5 protein-coding genes are annotated in these 18631 nt (G+C 37.0%); 1 reads left to right on the top strand and 4 read right to left on the bottom strand.

All coding sequences use genetic code 11. The features are described from left to right. The first annotated feature begins 431 nt into the window (after positions 1 to 431). Positions 432 to 1304, top strand: coding sequence for a hypothetical protein (locus tag ACZ2G0_RS00855; protein ID WP_470308583.1), 873 nt, complete (start codon positions 432 to 434; stop codon positions 1302 to 1304). A 76-nt stretch (positions 1305 to 1380) separates the two neighbouring features. On the opposite strand, the gene rlmN is transcribed toward ACZ2G0_RS00855, so the two are convergent. The 4 genes from rlmN to ACZ2G0_RS00875 all read right to left on the bottom strand — a co-directional run bounded on the left by rlmN (position 1381) and on the right by ACZ2G0_RS00875 (position 18627). Continuing rightward, complete coding sequence (gene rlmN / locus ACZ2G0_RS00860) at positions 1381 to 2424, bottom strand: dual-specificity RNA methyltransferase RlmN (RefSeq protein WP_470308584.1); 1044 nt, start codon at positions 2422 to 2424, stop codon at positions 1381 to 1383. A gap of 174 nt (positions 2425 to 2598) precedes the next feature. Continuing rightward, a complete protein-coding gene (locus ACZ2G0_RS00865; RefSeq protein ID WP_470308585.1) occupies positions 2599 to 4188 on the bottom strand; it encodes an OmpA family protein in 1590 nt (529 codons plus the stop codon). Between the two features lie 15 nt (positions 4189 to 4203). Further along, positions 4204 to 5109, bottom strand: a complete 906-nt coding sequence (locus tag ACZ2G0_RS00870; protein WP_470308586.1) for a PorP/SprF family type IX secretion system membrane protein — start codon at positions 5107 to 5109, stop codon at positions 4204 to 4206. Between the two features lie 66 nt (positions 5110 to 5175). Further along, positions 5176 to 18627, bottom strand: coding sequence for a T9SS type B sorting domain-containing protein (locus ACZ2G0_RS00875; RefSeq protein WP_470308587.1), 13452 nt, complete (start codon positions 18625 to 18627; stop codon positions 5176 to 5178). Between the last annotated feature and the right edge of the window lie 4 nt (positions 18628 to 18631).

The following is an 18631-nucleotide window of genomic DNA, read 5'->3' on the forward strand; positions in this document are numbered from 1 at the left end:
CAAGGTACTATTAAATACACTACCGTAAAACTAAACATTTCATAATACCTTACTAAAAAACAAAAGTGTGGATATGATTTAGCACTAATTTGCTTCTTACTTAGTTCAAATTCACGTTAAAAAAAGACACACTAACCTGCACCATACTGAAGAAATTACACAATTATTTTTACACCGATTTTAAACATTATCTTACTTCAATTTCTCCTCACACTATAATTTCCACAGTAAAACAAAAAACACCTCTTCTTATAAATAATTACTTACTTATTGTTATAAAAATAGTTGCTTTGTCGATAATTTTAACAAAAGGAATGAATTATTTAAAAAATATTTACATTTACATTGATAAATAAACCCAAAAACAACTGCTTGTATACGCCCATCACCCTTTTGATAGTCTAAGCTACACAACCCAAAATTTAATCACTATGAAACCCAAAATTATTTTAGCCAGTGTCTTAATTACAATTGCTTTCTTTGCAAGTTGTAGTTCTAATGAAAGCATACAAGAAACAACGGCAATAACCAACGATGATATTATTGCTGATGCGGATATCGATGGCGCATTTGATGATGTTAGCAATGTTGCCGAAGATCAATACGCCATGCAACAAAGTGTGACTTTAAAAACAACGCAAGCTGTAAAAAGTTTTTTACCTGCATGTGCAACAGTTACGATTGTCCTCACTACTGACAGTTTCACCAGAACAATCGATTTTGGAACAGAAGGCTGTACACTCTCAAACGGAAATGTAGTAAAAGGAAAAATCATTGTTAGTGCTTCAAGAAATTTTTCGGAATTGACAAAAACGATTACTGTATCACTTGTTAATTTCTACCACAACAAAAAATTAATCGAAGGTACACGAACGATTTCTAGCACCGTAAAACCTACTGATTTAGTGGCAACCGCTCATCCGGTTTTCACGAATTCTATTGACATGACAGTTACATATGCTGATGGTAGAAAATACAGCAGAAAAGGTACTCGTGTTAGAGAATTAGTAGAAGGAATTGATACAAAATTTGTTCTTGAAGACAATGTTTATCTTGTATGGGGATACCATATTACAACTTTCACAAACGGAAGTAAATTTACCGCAACGATCAAAACTCCATTGCGTTTTGTTATGGCATGCAAACAACCCTTCCCAGTAAGCGGAACTACAAATTTTTTGAAAACGGATAAAGATGGTATGAACAACCAAGAAAGTCTGATCGACTTTGGAAAAGGAGATTGTGATGATTTAGCAACCATTTCTTTCAACGGGATAACAATAGAAATTCATCTAAAAAAGTAATAACTATTACTCCCAAAAACAAAGAGTGCTATTGTTGTTCGAACCAACAATAGCACTCTTTTTATATTTAAAATAATTATACTTCTTTATTGGCTAATTGGCCGCAGGCAGCATCAATATCCTTACCTCTACTTCTTCGCACTTTAACTACAATTCCGTTCGCTTCTAAGGCTTTTATATAAGCATTAGTAGCTTCTTCGGAGGCTTGTTGAAACTCACCATCATCAATTGGGTTGTATTCGATTAGATTGACTTTACAAGGCACGTATTTGCAAAATTTAACCAAAGCATCAACTGATTCTTTGTTATCGTTTATTCCTTTCCAAACTACATATTCGTACGAAATCTTAGATTTCGTTTTTCTATACCAATACTCTAGTGACTCTCTTAAATCTGCCAATGGAAAATTAGCGCTAAAAGGCATGATTTTCGCTCTAATTTCATCAATCGCAGAGTGTAAAGAGACTGCTAATTTAAATTTGACTTCGTCATCAGCTAACTTCTTAATCATTTTAGGAATTCCCGAAGTAGAAACCATAATGCGTTTGGGTGACATCCCTAATCCTTCCTCAGAAGTAATCATTTCAATGGCCTTTAAAACATTATTGTAATTCATTAAAGGTTCACCCATTCCCATGAAAACAATATTAGAAAGTGGGTGATTGTGATACAAGCGACTTTCTTTATCTATTGCAATAACCTGATCATAGATCTCGGCAGGTTCTAAGTTACGCATGCGTTTAAGTCGGGCAGTAGCGCAAAAATTACAATCCAAACTGCAACCCACTTGACTAGAAACACAAGCTGTAGTTCTCGTATTAGTTGGTATTAAAACTGACTCAACAACAAGACCGTCATGCAATCGAACGGCATTTTTTAAGGTACCATCTTCCGAGCGCTGCATGGTATCTACCTTAATGTGATTGATAACAAAATTATGCTCTAGCATCGCACGCGTACTCTTGGACAAGTTTGTCATGTCCTCAAAACTATGCGCCCCTTTGCTCCATAGCCATTCATATACCTGGTTACCACGGAATGCTTTATCGCCACTGGTTACAAAAAATTCTCGTAAATCTTCTTTAGATACTGCTCGTATGTCTTTTTTCTCCGTTTGCATGCTGCAAATTTAAGGACTATTAATTGATTTGTTGTTTTGAAATTTTAAATATGTTCCTGCAATGCTATTAATAGTTATTGCAAACACAAAAAAGCCACTTCAAAATTGAAGCGGCTTTTTTGTATAAACACGATTTTTAATCATAAATGACTATAAAATAGTATCTGAAATTTTTTATTTGATTACCTCAGGGTTTGTTATTACAAACTCCGTTCTTCTATTCAATTGATGATCAAATTCCGAGCAATTAACACCATTTGAGCACGTATTAACCAACTCTGTTTCTCCATAACCTTTAGCAACAATCCTATTTGGATCAATACCTGCTTTAACTAACCAAGCTTTAGATGCATTTGCTCTTCGGTTTGACAATGCCCAATTGTAAGAATCAGCAGCTCTACTATCAGTATGAGATCCTAGACTAATTTTAATCAAAGGATATTTTTGCATAATACTAGCTACTCTTTCTAATTCTAAAGCAGCATCAGGGCGGATAAATGATCTATCTAAGTCAAAGTAAATAGGATTAATTTTAATCATCAATTTATCTCTTACTAAAACAAATTCATTAGAACCTACCTCTAAACCAATTGATAAGGCAAGGTCCGCTACATTTGAAGTCGTAAACGCTTCTTCATCCATGTTATAGGATTCTTTAGTACCTGTTACTTTGTAACCTGAGTCACAATCAACGTTAAAGGCATAGCTTGCAAACTTGTCAGTTATAACACTTTCCACTTTTTCGCCTTTAGCATTATATAAGGTAACAATTGCTCCAGGAAGTAGCGCGCCAGTTTCTTTTTCTCGAACTACACCTTGAACAAGTTGCTTACATTTTTCAAGTATAGGGTTTACCAACTCTTCGAAATAATAAATATCATCATCTCCTTTTCCTCCATCTCGATTTGATGAAAAATGACCTGTTTTTTTTCCGTTCTGAAAAACTAATGAAAAATCATCCTTCAAACTATTAAGAGGAAGACCTAGGTTAACCGGTTTACCTACTCCTCCATTTTCATCAATTTTAATTGCGTAAATATCCAATCCGCCATTACCATCGATCATCCCATCTGAAGAATAATACAATACATCATTTTTATCGATATGTGGAAACATTTCCTTTCTGGTAGTATTCACATTTGGTCCTAAATTGTATGGCTCGCTGTACGTTCCGTCAGGATTAATATTTACTGCCCAAATATCCGTCAAACCAAGTGAACCGGGTCTGTTAGAAGTGAAATATAATTTAGTATTACTAGCATTTAAAGAAGGATGTCCCGTATCAAATTCATCACTATTAAAAGGTAACTTTATAACATTTGTCCATTTACCTGTTGAATCCACATCGGCTTTATACAATTGGATCAATACCCAACCATCTTTATCAGTGCGATACCTCTTTTTTGTATAATTATCTCTGCAGAAATAAACTGTTTTTAGATCTTTTGTAAAGGTTACATTAGATTCATGCATTTTTGTATTTAGCTCTTTTGAAAAGAAATCAGTATCTACAATTTCACCAGTATTAGTAACTGAACCCTTGTATAACATTAGAAAAGGTTGGTCGTTTAAATACCATTTTTTATTTCTAGACCCTTTTATTTTTTTCGAAGAGGCAAAAACAGCTCCATTGTCACCATAATAGGTCACGCCAAAATCAGAATATTTGGTATTGACATCTATATTTTTGATAGTATAATTTTGGCTTTGCGAAAAAGCAGCAAATCCAAATAAGAACACTAGTAGTATAGTAATTTTTTTCATGTTTAATTTTTTTATTTAGAAAAATCTAGGGCTCTTTATTTTCTTCTTATTCAAGTCAAACAAAATCATAATTTCATGTGATCCCGAATTAAATACACCAAAATTTGAAGTTGTATGATCGTAGGCATAACCAATCCTTAAACCTTGGTTTACTTGAAAACCAACCATACCGCTAACAGAGTCATCTAAACGAACAGATAATCCTAGTTCTACTCTTTCTTGTACCAATAAGTTTAATGATAGATCAACAGAAAGTGGTGCTCCAGGCACAGCTTTTAACATTGCAGATGGTTTTAACTTTAAATTATAGTCGAGATCAAACACATAACCTGATGTCAAAAAGTAATGCATTTTTTCAGAAGCAGTAGAAGCCGTTCCGTTAGTATTATTGAGGTATCTCGTTTCTATAAAATTAGGAACAGACAAACCTGCATAAAAATGTTCATTATAATAGAAGGCACCGACACCAAAATTTGGTGCAACCAGACTTATAGGGATATTCAAAGGATCTTGGTCAATAGTAATCAATTCTCTAACATTTAAGAAGGTAGCTCCCGCCTTTATACCAAAAGCCAACTTATTCTCATCAGACAAATTAAGCGTGTATGAAAAATCAGCATATACATTATCCTCTTTTACAGGGCCAATTTCATCATGAATAATCGAAAATCCTAGACCTACATTTTTTCCAACTGGTCCGTTTAGAGATAAAGTTGCCGTTTGAGGTGCTCCGTCTACTCCAACCCATTGTGTTCTACCCAATATTCCAATACTTGTTACACCCTTTGATCCTGCATAGGCTGGATTCAGGATGTTCATGTTATACATGTACTGAGTGTATTGAGGATCTTGTTGACTGAAAACATTGGTGGATGTGGCAATCAAAACAAAAAACCCAATTATTATTTTAAATTTTCTCATAAAAGTAATTTTAAATTTTAAAAAGGAGAGGTCTTTATAGCGAACCTCTCCCTTTACTTTATTGTTTTATCTTCTTAAATATATCCAACCAGTTTGCGGTTTTCTATCATCATTATTGAAATAAATGGTATAGAAATAAGTTCCCGCTGGAAGCATCTCATTCGATACATTCCATCTTCCTGTTGAATAACCATCCCACCATTTTGGTGTTTTAAATTTATCACCGTTATGTTTGTATTGGTACACAATGTTACCATATCTATTTACGATTTCCATACTAAAGTTTGGATATAAAACTTGTAGATGTTGTACTTCGAAAACATCATTTACACCATCTCCATTTGGAGTAAATCCTTCAGAGAGTACTAATGAAATTTCTGGTTCTAATGTTACAGCATCTTGATCATCCTCTAGCAACTTATTATTGTTTGGAGTTGAATCAACATCAAGTTCATTAGCTGCAATAACTTCAGCAACATTTGTAAAATCTCCAACTGGGAGAACAAGCGCTACTACTTTTAATGTTTCTACAGCTTGAATACCAATTGTACCCACATTCCATATCCCTGTAATCGCATTGTACGTTCCAATACTTGGAGTTGCGCTCACATAGGTCATTCCATTTGGTAGCAAATCTTTTACTTGAACTCCAGTTCCTTTACTAGGACCTTTATTAGTCAAGGTAATCGTAAACTCAACATTAGTCTCCGCAAACGGTTTCAAGATATCAACTTCTTTCGCTAATTCTAAATCTATAATCGCTACTGGGACCGTAGCTACACAACTAGAGTTGTTAGCTGGATTTGTATCCACTTGAGTCAATGATTTAATTTTAGCACAATTCAAGTAATCTCCCGATTCGTTTACGATGACATCAACAATCAATATCTCAGTATCACCGTTTACAATTTTGGAAACTTTCCAATCCCCCGTTTTGTAATCATAAATTCCTTTTGTTGAACTATAATTTACGAATGTATAACCTGATGGTAATAAGTCTGCAACAACTACATTAGTCGCATCGATATTGCCGTTGTTGGTTAATAGGATTTCGAAAGATATTGCACTGTTCACTTTCGGGTTCACCTGACCTTTTAATATTGTTTTCACAACTGCAAGATCTACACTTTGATTAGGCGGAGCAGATGCGCAAGCATAATCATCATCTCCTGCCACATTCCCGTTTCCTGGAGTAGAGTCAACATCTATCTCATTGGCTTTTGTAATTTCGGCACAATTCAAGTAGTTACCTGAATCAAGCACTTTCACATCTACCAATAAGACCGCAGTGTTACCCACCTCAACGAAACCAATATTCCATAGACCTGTTGCAGGAGTATATGTTCCGATAGTCGAGCTATAGTTTACAAATTTATACCCTGACGGTATTAAATCTACCACTTGAACACCTGTCGCTCTTGATGGACCATCATTTAATACTCTAACTTCAAAAGTGATCACTTCACCTACAGCAGGATTGGTCACATTTGCTACCACTTCTTTTGTCAAACTCAAATCAATAAATGCTGTTGGAACGATTGAAACAGAACCAATGTTATTTCCAACATTAGAATCAGCTTGATCTGACGTAACTGCAGACGTTGTATTTGTAATTGTATTTCCAAAAGTACCTCCGTTAACGGTAGCCCTTATAGTAAGTGTTGCAATGGAACCATTTGCTAAATCACCAATAGTCCATAATCCCGAACCATTGTTATATAATCCTTTGGTTACTGCACTACTAACAAAAGTAACTCCAACAGGCAATCTATCGGTTATGCTTACACTTGTAGCGTCGCTAATACCATTATTTGTTACTTTAATGGTATAGGTAATCGTTTCACCAACATTAGGCGTTGCATTACTTACTGTTTTCAAAACTCCTAAATCGAGACCTGTCACAGTCACCGATTCTGAAGGATCGTCTGGAGTTAAATTTGAATCAATCTGATCTTGGGTATTCGATACGGTATTTAACAGAATGTTACCACCTTGATCTAACCCTACAACTGCTTTTATAACAATTGAAGCTTTAGCACCTGGTAACAATGTTCCAACATTCCAATTCGGCTCCGACCAAACTCCTTTCCCTGGAGTCGCAGAAAAGAAGCTTAATCCAGCTGGCAATTTATCTTTAATCACTAAATTGGTAACGTCAATTGGACCGTTATTAGTTACAGTAACGGTATAGGAAATGATGTCTCCAATATTAGGAGCATTATTATCTACCGTTTTAGTTAATACAATATCAGCACTATTTTTAACTACAATTGATTCATTCAAATCATCGCCTAAAGTTGTTGGATCTGATTGATCACCTTTTGCTGCAGTAGTTGTATTTATAATTGTTTTACCTGCAGTACCAAGATTAGGAGTTACATTAATGTTAAGAACTTTGGTAGCTCCAACTGCTATATCTCCTACTGTCCACAGACCTGAACCATAATTGTAATCACCTCCTAGGTTGTTACTAATATAGGTAACTCCAATTGGAAGAATATCTGTAACACGAACAGCTGTTGCTAAATTTGGTCCGTTATTCGTCACTTTTATAGTGTACGTAATGGTTTCCGTTTCACCAGGATTTGAGTTACTTACTGTTTTTTCAGTTACTAAGTCAGCGCTCGTTACCGTAATTGGCTCGGTTAAATCGTCGCCAACAGTAGTTGGATCCAATTCATTCCCCGTCGCAGCAGTTGTCGTATTTACAATTGGTGTTTGAGCAGCTGTACCTGCAGCAGTTACTTTAGCTTCAATAACTAAAGTTGCCGAAGAACCACTATTCATATTTCCAATTGTCCATAGACCTCCTGAATACGTATTCACTGTGCCTCCAGTTGCTACATGCGCAACATAAGCAGTACCTACTGGCAAATTATCCGTCAATCGAACGCCTGTAGCTACACTAGGTCCTTTATTAACAACTGTCAAAGTGTACTTAATTGTATCTCCTTGATTAGGGTTTGATTTATCTACCGTTTTGGTTGTAACCAAATCAACTTTTTCAGCAGGAACAATTGTTACATCGGCTTGATCAATTTCACCAGGTGTATTGTTTCCATGAATGATTCCGTTAGGATCAAGCTGATTTACTTTAGTTACTTCGGCTACGTTAGTATAATTTCCTGTTGCATTAACTTTTGCAATTACGGTTAATGTTGCGCTCGACCTATTAGTTAAGCTTCCTAAATCCCACAATCCATTAGATGAATTATATGTACCAACACTAGGAGTTGCACTTACAAAACTATATCCACTAGGTAACTTATCTACCACGTTTACTCCCGTAGCATCACTTGGTCCATTGTTTATAGCGCTGATCAAGAATGTTAAATTATCCCCTACATAATGAGGAGTAGCGCCTACAATTGTTTTAGTCAAAGCAATTTCGGCCAAAGCATTCATAGTATCAATATCTGTTTGGCTATTATTTGCCAAATTTGGATCTTGAACAGCTGACGTTGCGCTAGCTGTATTTGAAATTTGACCAGTAAAACTACTTGGTACTGCAATTGTTACAGTATACGTTACAGATTCACCAACAGCAATTGTTGCTATCGTAGCATTAGCAGCTGTAATGTCTCCAGTTCCTGTTGCATTTGGCGGTACTGCTCCTCCAGTTCCTACCGCTGACCATGTGGTTACAGCTTCTAGAATTGGACTAGTAATGTCATCTAGCACTACCACATTTGTAGCTACTGCTGGACCATTGTTTTTAACCACAATGGTATAAACACTATTTGTTCCAGGTGTATACTTCTCTTTGTTATCTGTTTTAGTAACTACTAAATCAGCTTGAGGTACCATTTGTATTGTAATCAAACTATTGTTAGATTGATTTCCTTGCCTATCCTCCACATTATAATTAATTGGAGTTGGGTTCGTAATGAAACCAGGATTTGGAGTAAATGTTACTGCTCCAGTCACTAGATCAACGTTCCAAGTTCCTTCACCAGGAATTACAAGACTTGTAATATCACCATTAGCATCTGTCACAATGTTTGTAGCGTTTCCTGGATTCACTAAGCTTACTGTGGTTGGATCAACTAGATCTCCCGTAGTATCATTTGCAATAACATTAACCACAACTGGCGTATTGATAGGGTTTCCGATAGACACATTAGGTCTTGAAATCGGAGCATAATCAATTGTTATTGTTGCAGCATTTGAACTATTTCCTTCGTCATCTTTTACTGTATAAGAGATAACTGGAGGATCTAAGGTATAGCCTGCAACTGGTGTAAAAGTAACATTTCCACTTGCGTCTGCAACCCATTTTCCAACTCCTGCTAAAGAAACCTCATTAGGACTCACTTGAACCCCTCCAACACTTGATGCATTTAACACCACCGTTGAAGCTTTGACTAAATCACCAGTAATATCATTTGTTATAACATTTATTACCACTGGCGAACCAGCCACTCCTGGTACACTATTTTTATCTTTTGTAGCAACTGGTACATAGTCTATTGTTACGGTTGCATTGTTAGACTGATTACCATCGTTATCCTCAACGTTGTATTGAACTGGCGTTGGGTCTTTATGAAAAGTAGTCAATGGTGTAAAAGTGATTAAACCACTTATTGGGTTCACACTCCACTTTCCTTCTCCAGGAACATCGAAACTAGTTACATCACCATTGGCATCAGTAACTACCGATGTCGCACCTGTAGGGACTACTAAACTTACAGTCGATGCAATTATAGATCCATCAGGATCAACATCTACTCCAAATCCATTATTGATTAACGGATTAACCGTAACTGCAGTGTTGATAGGATTTCCGTTGCTAACATCATCAAATGCTTTTGGTACTAAAATATCATAATCTACAGTTACAGTTGCAGTGCTACTTAATCCAGTAGCTGCTTCAGTCAATTTGTAAACTAAGGGAGTAGGGTCAGCTGTAAATCCTGCAATAGGATTAAAGATCAATACACCCGAAGTTGGATCGTAATTCCAAGTACCTTGACCTGGAACAAATAATGAATTATCTGCACCTGGAGTACTAGGATCAAGATCTACTATTGTTTTTGCAGGCGTAGCTTGAGTACCATCTTGCAAAATATCATTTGCAACTATAATAATTGGCTTAGAAGGATTATTTGGTGTATTTCCATTGTTACTGTCATTAGTAGCAACTGGCGGCTTACTTACAACAATCGTCTCTGTAAGATCATCACCTACTGTGCTTGGGTCCGTTTGATCTCCTTTAGCTGCGGTTGTTACATTGGTAATCGTTGTTCCTTTAGTGCCCACATTTACTTTAACAGTAATTTCTAAAGTTGCACTACTATTCACATTTATGTTACCAATAGTCCAAATTCCTGAACCATAATTGTACACTCCTGAAGTTGCATTGTACGAAACAAAAGTTACTCCGGCAGGAAGTAAATCTGTAAGTGATACAGCTGTCGCATTTGTAGGCCCACCATTATTAGTGACTACAAGACGGTACTTGATTGTGTCTCCTTCATTAGGGTTTGATGCCGAAATACCTGCTACATTCACAGCCAAAACCGTTTTTACTGTAACCAAGTTAGCCTCATTAATTGGCGTAACAAAAGCTTGCGCTTGATCATTTTCCCCAGGATTGTTGTTATTAGGAATAGAGTTTGGATCAAATTGATCTGATCCTGTCACTTGAGCAACGTTAGTATACTCTCCAGTGGCTAATACTTTTACTGTCATAGACAAAGTAGCTGTAGCTCCACTTGCTAGTGATCCAACAACCCATGCACCTGATGTACTTGAATATGTTGTTGTACCTGATGCAATTGCACTTACAAATGCATAACCCGATGGTAATTTATCGGTAATAACCACATTTGTTGCTGCGCTTGGACCAGCGTTGGTAATTACTAAGTTAAAAACTGCATTCTGACGTACATTGATGGATTGATTTTGAACCTCTTTAGTCAACCTCAAATCCGCAACAGCTCTTGGTAAGCTAGCAATAGTTGTGCTATTATTTGCAAGATTACTATCTGCTTCAGTACTTGAAGCTTTTGCAGTATTTCCATAATCACCTACTGCATTTACAGTAGCTGTAATCGTTAAAGTTCTAGTTGCACCATTTGCTAATGTTCCAATTGTCCACAATCCAGTCCCAGCACTATAAGCACCAGCTCCCGTGTCACTCGAATAGGTGTATCCTGAAAGCAGTTGATCTGTAACCACTACTGATGTAGCTGCACTTGGTCCATTATTCGTTACGTCTACTGTAAATACAACTGTAGAACCAACATCTGGTCTTGCATTACTAATTCTTTTAGCAACTACTAAATCTACTAAAGCAGATGGTGTAGTATTTATTGTTGACGAATTGTTAGTTGTAACTGGATCTGTTTGATTACTCGCGTTTATTAACGCAGTATTCCCGTAATCTCCGGTCGCCAAAACTTTAGCGGTTATAAGAATCGATTCTGTAGTACCTTGAACTATTGGTCGAGAAACTGTCCATAAACCAGTTGTTCTATTGTACACTCCTGCAGTAGGGGTTGCGCTGACAAATTCATATCCGCTACGCAATACATCTTGGATAACAACTCCGGTAGCGGTACTTGGACCCTCATTTTTTACATTTATAGTAAACACAACATTTGAACCTACCACTGGCGTTTCATTATCGACCGTTTTCATAACTGATACATCAGCCAATTCCATCGGTTTAACAACAACCTCCATTTGGTCATTCTCAGTTGCATCATTATTTCCTGGAGTTGAATTACTATCAACCTCATTAGCTCCAGTAACTTCCGCAATATTGTTATAATTACCTGTTGCTAATACTTTAGCAACAATATCAATTGATGCACTTCCTGCATTTACTACATTCCCAACAGTCCAAGATCCTGATGTGGACACATAAGTACCTTGAGAAGGTGTAGCACTAACAAATTCGTAACCTGTTGGTAATTTATCAGTAACCACTACACCCGTAGCTGTACTTGGTCCTGCATTAGCAACTCTAATTCTAAATGTAACATTTTGACCTACATTTGGAGTTAAACCTCCTAAAATAGCTTTATTTAAACTCAAATCAATTAATGGGATTTGAGAAGTAGTTACCTCATCTTGGTCATCCTCGGCTAATAAATTATTCCCCGGCGTTGAATCTATGTCTGTTTCATTAGCTTTAGTTACTTCGGCAACATTTTTATAGATACCTGAAGCATTTACTTTAGCCGTTATGGTTAAAGTAGCAGAACTACCTTTTGCAATACTTGGAATTGTCCAAATTGTTCCATTGTATGTAGCCGAAGGAGTTGCGCTAACAAATGTATAACCTGATGGCAACACATCTGTAACTTCTATTCCGGTTGCTGTACTTGGTCCAGCATTAGCCACTTTAACAGTAAAAACTACATTCGATCCTACTACAGGAGATACAACATCTACTGATTTAGTTAACGACAAGTCAATTAATGCTGTAGGAACAGTACTTGCTGTTGAAAAATCATCTCCAATACCATCATTAGGGGTCGAATCTGGATCTTTTGTTCCGCTTTCTGCAACTTGAGCATTATTTTTATACTCGTTTGCTGCACCCGTAATTGGATTTACTTTGGCTACTATTTCTAAAAATTCTTTTTTATCTTTTAAAACATTTCCTGATAATGTCCAGTCTCCAGAATCTGCGTCGTAGCTTCCAGAAGTTGTAGTATAACTCACAACTGAATACCCTGCAGGCAACAAGTCATTTACTACAACAGCTGTTGCATCACTTGGCCCTGCATTGTTTAATTCAAGTGTAAATTTCACATTATCTCCCACTCTAGGAGTTGCAATATCTACTTTTTTCAATAATGATAAATCAGCTATTTTCTCTGGAATTACGGTTACCTGACTTTGATCATCTTCTAGTGGATTATTATTACCTGGTATTGAGTTTAAATCATATTCATTTGAAGCAGAAATTTCTGCCACATTAGTATAATTACCAGTCGCTAATACTGTTGCTGTTATACGTATTTTTGCTGTTGCTCCATTTGCTATTGCTCCAATATCCCAAGCACCAGTAGTGCTATTGTATGTCGATGTTCCAGGAGGAGTTGCACTCACATATGTAAATCCTGATGGTAATTTATCAACTACTGCAACGCCTGTAGCATCACTAGGACCAGCATTAGTAACAACTAATTCAAAAATTGCATTGTCACCTATTTTAAGAGGTGCATTTACAATCGCTTTACTTAAGCTTAAACTTGCAACTGGTCTTGGCGTACTTATGACCGTAGACACATTATTAGCAGGTGTGCTTTCAGCTTCAAGACTACTAGCTGTAGCCGTATTTCCATAATCACCTGCTGCATTTACAGTAGCAGAAATATTCAAGGTGGTAGATGACCCACTAGCTAAAGTACCAATTGTCCATACACCAGTTCCTGCATCATAAGCACCTGTACCAGTATGACTTAAGTAAGTATATCCTGATTTTAATTTGTCATTTACAAGTACTGATGTAGCCGTACTTGGTCCATTGTTTGTAACTACTATTGTAAAGGCAATTGTAGCACCTACATTCGGCACGGCATCATTAATTCTTTTAACTACTACCAAATCAACTAGAGCAGTAGGTACTGGAGTCACGGTCGCAAAATCATCTCCAGCTCCGTCATCGGGTGTTGAATCAGGATCTAATTGATCACTATTAGTAACTTGTGCGTCATTTTTATAAACTCCTGTCGCCAATACTTTTGCGGTAATTTGAATCGTTTCTGAAGTCCCTGAAGCAATAGGTCTCGAAAGTGTCCATAGACCATCTGCTACAGTGTACAATCCTGAACTAGGAACTGCACTTACAAACTGATAACCGCTAGCTAATACATCTTTTAAAACAACTCCTGTTGCTGCACTTGGCCCTTCGTTTTTAACGACAACAGTAAAGACCACATTGCTGCCTACTGCTGGAGCTAATGTATTAGCAGTCTTTGCAACCGATAAATCAGCAATAGGTTCCGGTCTAACTGTTACTTGGCTTTGATCATCTTCGATCGGATTATTATTCCCTGGTATTGAGTTAGGATCAAATTGATTGGAAGCACTAATTTCTGCAACGTTCGTATAATTACCAGTAGCTAGTATTTTTGCTGTTATACGTAGTGTTGCTGTTGCTCCATTTGCTATTGCACCAATAGCCCAAGCTCCATTAGCATCATCATAAGTCGACGTCCCTTGAGGTGTTGCACTTACAAATTCGAATCCAGAAGGTAATTTATCTAGTACTGCAACGCCTGTAGCATCACTAGGACCAGCATTAGTAACTACTATTTCAAAAATTGCATTTTCACCTACCTTTAAAGGCCCATTCGTAAGCAGTTTAGTCAAACTCAGTTTAGCAACGGCTCTTGGCGTGCTTGAAATGGTAGTGGTATTATTTGCAGGAGTACTTTCTGCTTCAAAACTACTAGCTGTAGCCGTATTTCCATAATCACCTGCTGCATTTACAGTAGCGGATATAGTTAAGGTTGCTGTTGCTCCACTTGCTAAAGCACCAATTGTCCAATCGCCTGTTCCAGCGTCATAAGAACCACCACTCGTGTCACTTAAATAATTGTATCCTGATTTTAATTTATCATTTACTACTACTGCGGTAGCAGCACTTGGTCCGTTATTAGTTACATCAACCGTAAACGTGACTAAAGCGCCTACATCTGGAGTAGTATTATTTATTCTTTTTACTACTACAAGATCAACTGAAGCAGTTGGCGTTGTCGTTGTAACTGCTGTATTGTTTGTTGAAATAGGATCTGTTTGACCACTTGCATTCACTGAAGCAGTATTCGAATAATTTCCTGTCGCAAGCACTTTGGCCGTGATTTGTATTGACTCAGAAAACCCAGCAACAATTGGTCTAGAAACAGTCCATAAACCAGATGTCGAATTGTACATTCCAATACTTGGAACTGCACTAACAAACTCGTAACCACTAGGTAATTTATCTTCGATTATAACGCCTGTAGCTGTGCTAGGTCCTGCATTAGCTACTGCAATAGTAAACACAACATTTTTACCTACAACTGGATTAGAAATATTAACTGATTTAGTTACTGATAAATCAGCAATTGGTTTAGGAGTAACAAAAGCTTCATCCTGATCCGTCTCCTCAGAATCATTATTTGCGGGAGTAGAATTACTATCTACTTCGTTAGCTCCTGTAACCTCCGCAATATTATTATAATTTCCTTCAGCTAATACTTTTGCTGTTATATTTAATGTAACCACTGCTGTTGTAGAGCTAGGCATAGCACCAATTGTCCAAGATCCTGTTGTAGGCACATAATTACCTTGAGTAGCAGTAAAACTAACATATTGATATCCTGTTGGTAATTTATCCGTAACCACAACTCCAGTTGCAGCACTTGGACCCGTGTTTTTTACAGTAATTGTAAAAACTACATTATCCCCTACGTTTGGTTCAGCAATGTCAACAACCTTTGTTAAACTTAAATCGATTAATGGTACTTGAGAAGTAGTCACTTCGTCTTGGTCATCTTCGGCTAATACATTATTGTTTGGTGTAGAATCAACATCCGTTTCATTAGCAGCGATAATCTGAGCTACGTTTTTAAAGTCTCCTGTAGGATTCACTGTTGCAATAACTGTTAGTACGGCATTTCCTCCGGTTAATTGAGTTGGAATAGACCATAGTAAACCTCCAGCTGTAGGATCGCTACTATCGATTGTTCCAGAGGTTGCGCTAGCGCTTACAAAAGTGTAACCACTACGTATAATATCTTTAACTTGAATTCCGGTAGCAGTGCTAGGTCCAGCATTTGCTACTCTTATAGTAAATGTTACATTCGACCCTACTAAAGGCGATACATTATCAACAGCTTTAGTCAATGACAAATCTATCAAGGGTGTTGGTATCGTACTAGCGAATGAAAAATCATCTCCCGTACCATCATTTGGTGTTGAAGTTGGATCAGTTGTTCCGCTGGCCGTTACTTGCGCCGTATTCCTGTATTGATTTAATGTGTTTGTGGGTGCATTAACTTTGGCAACTATTTCTAAATATTCGGTTTTACCATTTAAAACTTTTCCAGACAACGTCCAGTCTCCAGAACCAGAATTATAGGTTCCAGAAGTCGATGTATAACTTACAAAAGTATAGCCTACTGGTAGTTTATCGTTTACTGTAACTGCAGTCGCATCACTAGGACCTGCATTACTTAACGCAACAATAAACTTCACATTATCTCCTACTCTAGGATTTGCATTATCTACTGTTTTGGATAATGTCAAATCAGCTATTTGTTTAACTGCAATAACAACTTGTTCTTGATCATCTTCGGCAAGAACGTTATTACCTGGCGTTGAGTTATTGTCTATTTGATCAGAATGTACTATTTCAGCAACATTCCTGTAATCACCACTCGCATTAACTTTTGCCACAATTACTAAGGTTGCATTTGACCCATTAGTAATTGTTCCTATTGTCCAAGCACCTGAATTACGATCATAGTTACCCGTTGCAGTATGACTTACATACGTATATCCTGATGGCAAATAATCAACTACTGAAACTGCTGTTGCATTACTTGGTCCGGCATTATTAACATTAACTGTAAAAGTAACCTCAGAACCTACCTCATATTCTACTTTTACAGGACTAATAGCCTTAGTCAAACTTAAATTAGCTACTGCAACAGGAATAGGTGTTACTGAGCTAGTATTATTTGTTGTGTTTGAGTCTGTTTCGGTACTTGTACTTACAACCGAAGCTGAATTTGTATACGTACCTGTAGCTTTTACTATCGCTGTTATAGACATTGTTACAGTAGCATCTTTATCCAGAGCACCAATATTCCAAACAAGACCTGTTGTAGCAGGACTAGTACTATCAATAGTTCCCGTAGTGCTGCTCGATCCATTATACGTATAACCTGATGGTATAATATCAGTCACTGTAACTCCCGTTGCATTACTTGGACCATTGTTTTTAACTTCAAGAGCAAAAGTGATTGTTGATCCAACTTTTGGTGTCGCTGTATTGGCTGTTTTAGTAATAACAATATCTACCGTAGGTGTTGGTGCTAAAGTTACTGAGCTTTGGTCATCTTCTGTAGGTACATCGTTATTTGGCGTAGAATCTGGGTCCACCAAATTACTTGCAGTTATTTGGGCTGTATTTCTATATTCATTTGCAACTCCTGTTGGAGCATTTACTTTCACTTTATAGGTTAAGTTTAGTGTTGCCTTATCAGCAACAGTTAAACCTGCCCAGTTTATCGAATTGTTTCCAACATTGTATGTACCCGCATTAGAGACAGTACCTGCAACTAATGACAAACCAGCTGGCAAAACATCTGATACCGCTATTCCGCTACCGTCTCTATTCCCTTCATTTTTTACCGCAACTGTAAAAGTTACAATATCGCCCACTTTAGGTGCTAAAGAACTAGCTGATTTTGATAAACTTAAATCTGTCTTACCTATTATTGTTATCGATACGGTATCAGATACATTATCGCAAGTATCATTTGAAACTGTAAATCTAAAAACATAAGTACCTGGAATAGTTCCTGCAATTTGAGTAGTAGGACTATTACTATCTAATATTGCCGGCGTATTTGGTCCCGATACAAATGTCCAAGTTCCCGTATTAGGAGTTGGATTAACAGCGGCCATGCTAATAGCTTCAAATTCATTTACTGTTTGATCTGGGCCAGCCTCTACATTGGCTACAACTGGACTGATCGTGATTTTCATCGTATCCTCAAGATTACAACCACCATTTGAACTTGTCCATTTTAAAATGTATTCTCCCGTTGTTAAACCTGAAACTGAAGATTTAGCTTCAAATTTATTTGAAAAAACCACGGTACTTGGTCCTGAAACTTGCGTCCATGTTCCTGTACCAGGATTTACTGGATTAGCATTCATGACTGTACTTGTAACTCCACATAACTTTTGATCTGGACCTGCATTCGCGGGCGTAGGAGGTGCACCTGTGTAGGTAATTATTACTGTATCAGTACTCACAGCACATACAGGACCATTAGAAACAGTCCAAGTGAAAACATAATCCCCAACCGGTAATAAGTATGGATTTGCAATAGTTAATTTAGATTTTGGATCGTTTGGACTATCAATTACAATCCCTCCTGATGAAGGATCAGTAGTTAATGTCCATTTCCCAATTCCTTTTGTAGGAGTAACAGCATCAAGCTGCGTTGCTAGTTGACAAGCTGTTTGGTCAGCGCCAGCATTTGCAGTACTTGGTGGTTCATATGCGTTAATTCGAACTACATCGTTAAAATCATTACAAGTTCCATTACTAGCGGTCCAATTTAGAATATATACACCTTCTGATAAACCAGTAAACGCACTATTATACAAACTAGGAGTGGTGATAGTGGCTCCAGAAGGACCACTCACTATGGACCATTTCCCTGTTCCTGATGTTATTTCATTACCATTTAATGTAATTGAATTTCCACCAGAAAGACAAATTGATTGATCAAGACCTGCATTGGGTGTTGTAGGCAAAGCACTATTAGTAACCGTCATGTTA

The sequence above is a fragment of the Flavobacterium sp. KKT103 genome, from assembly GCF_055640565.1.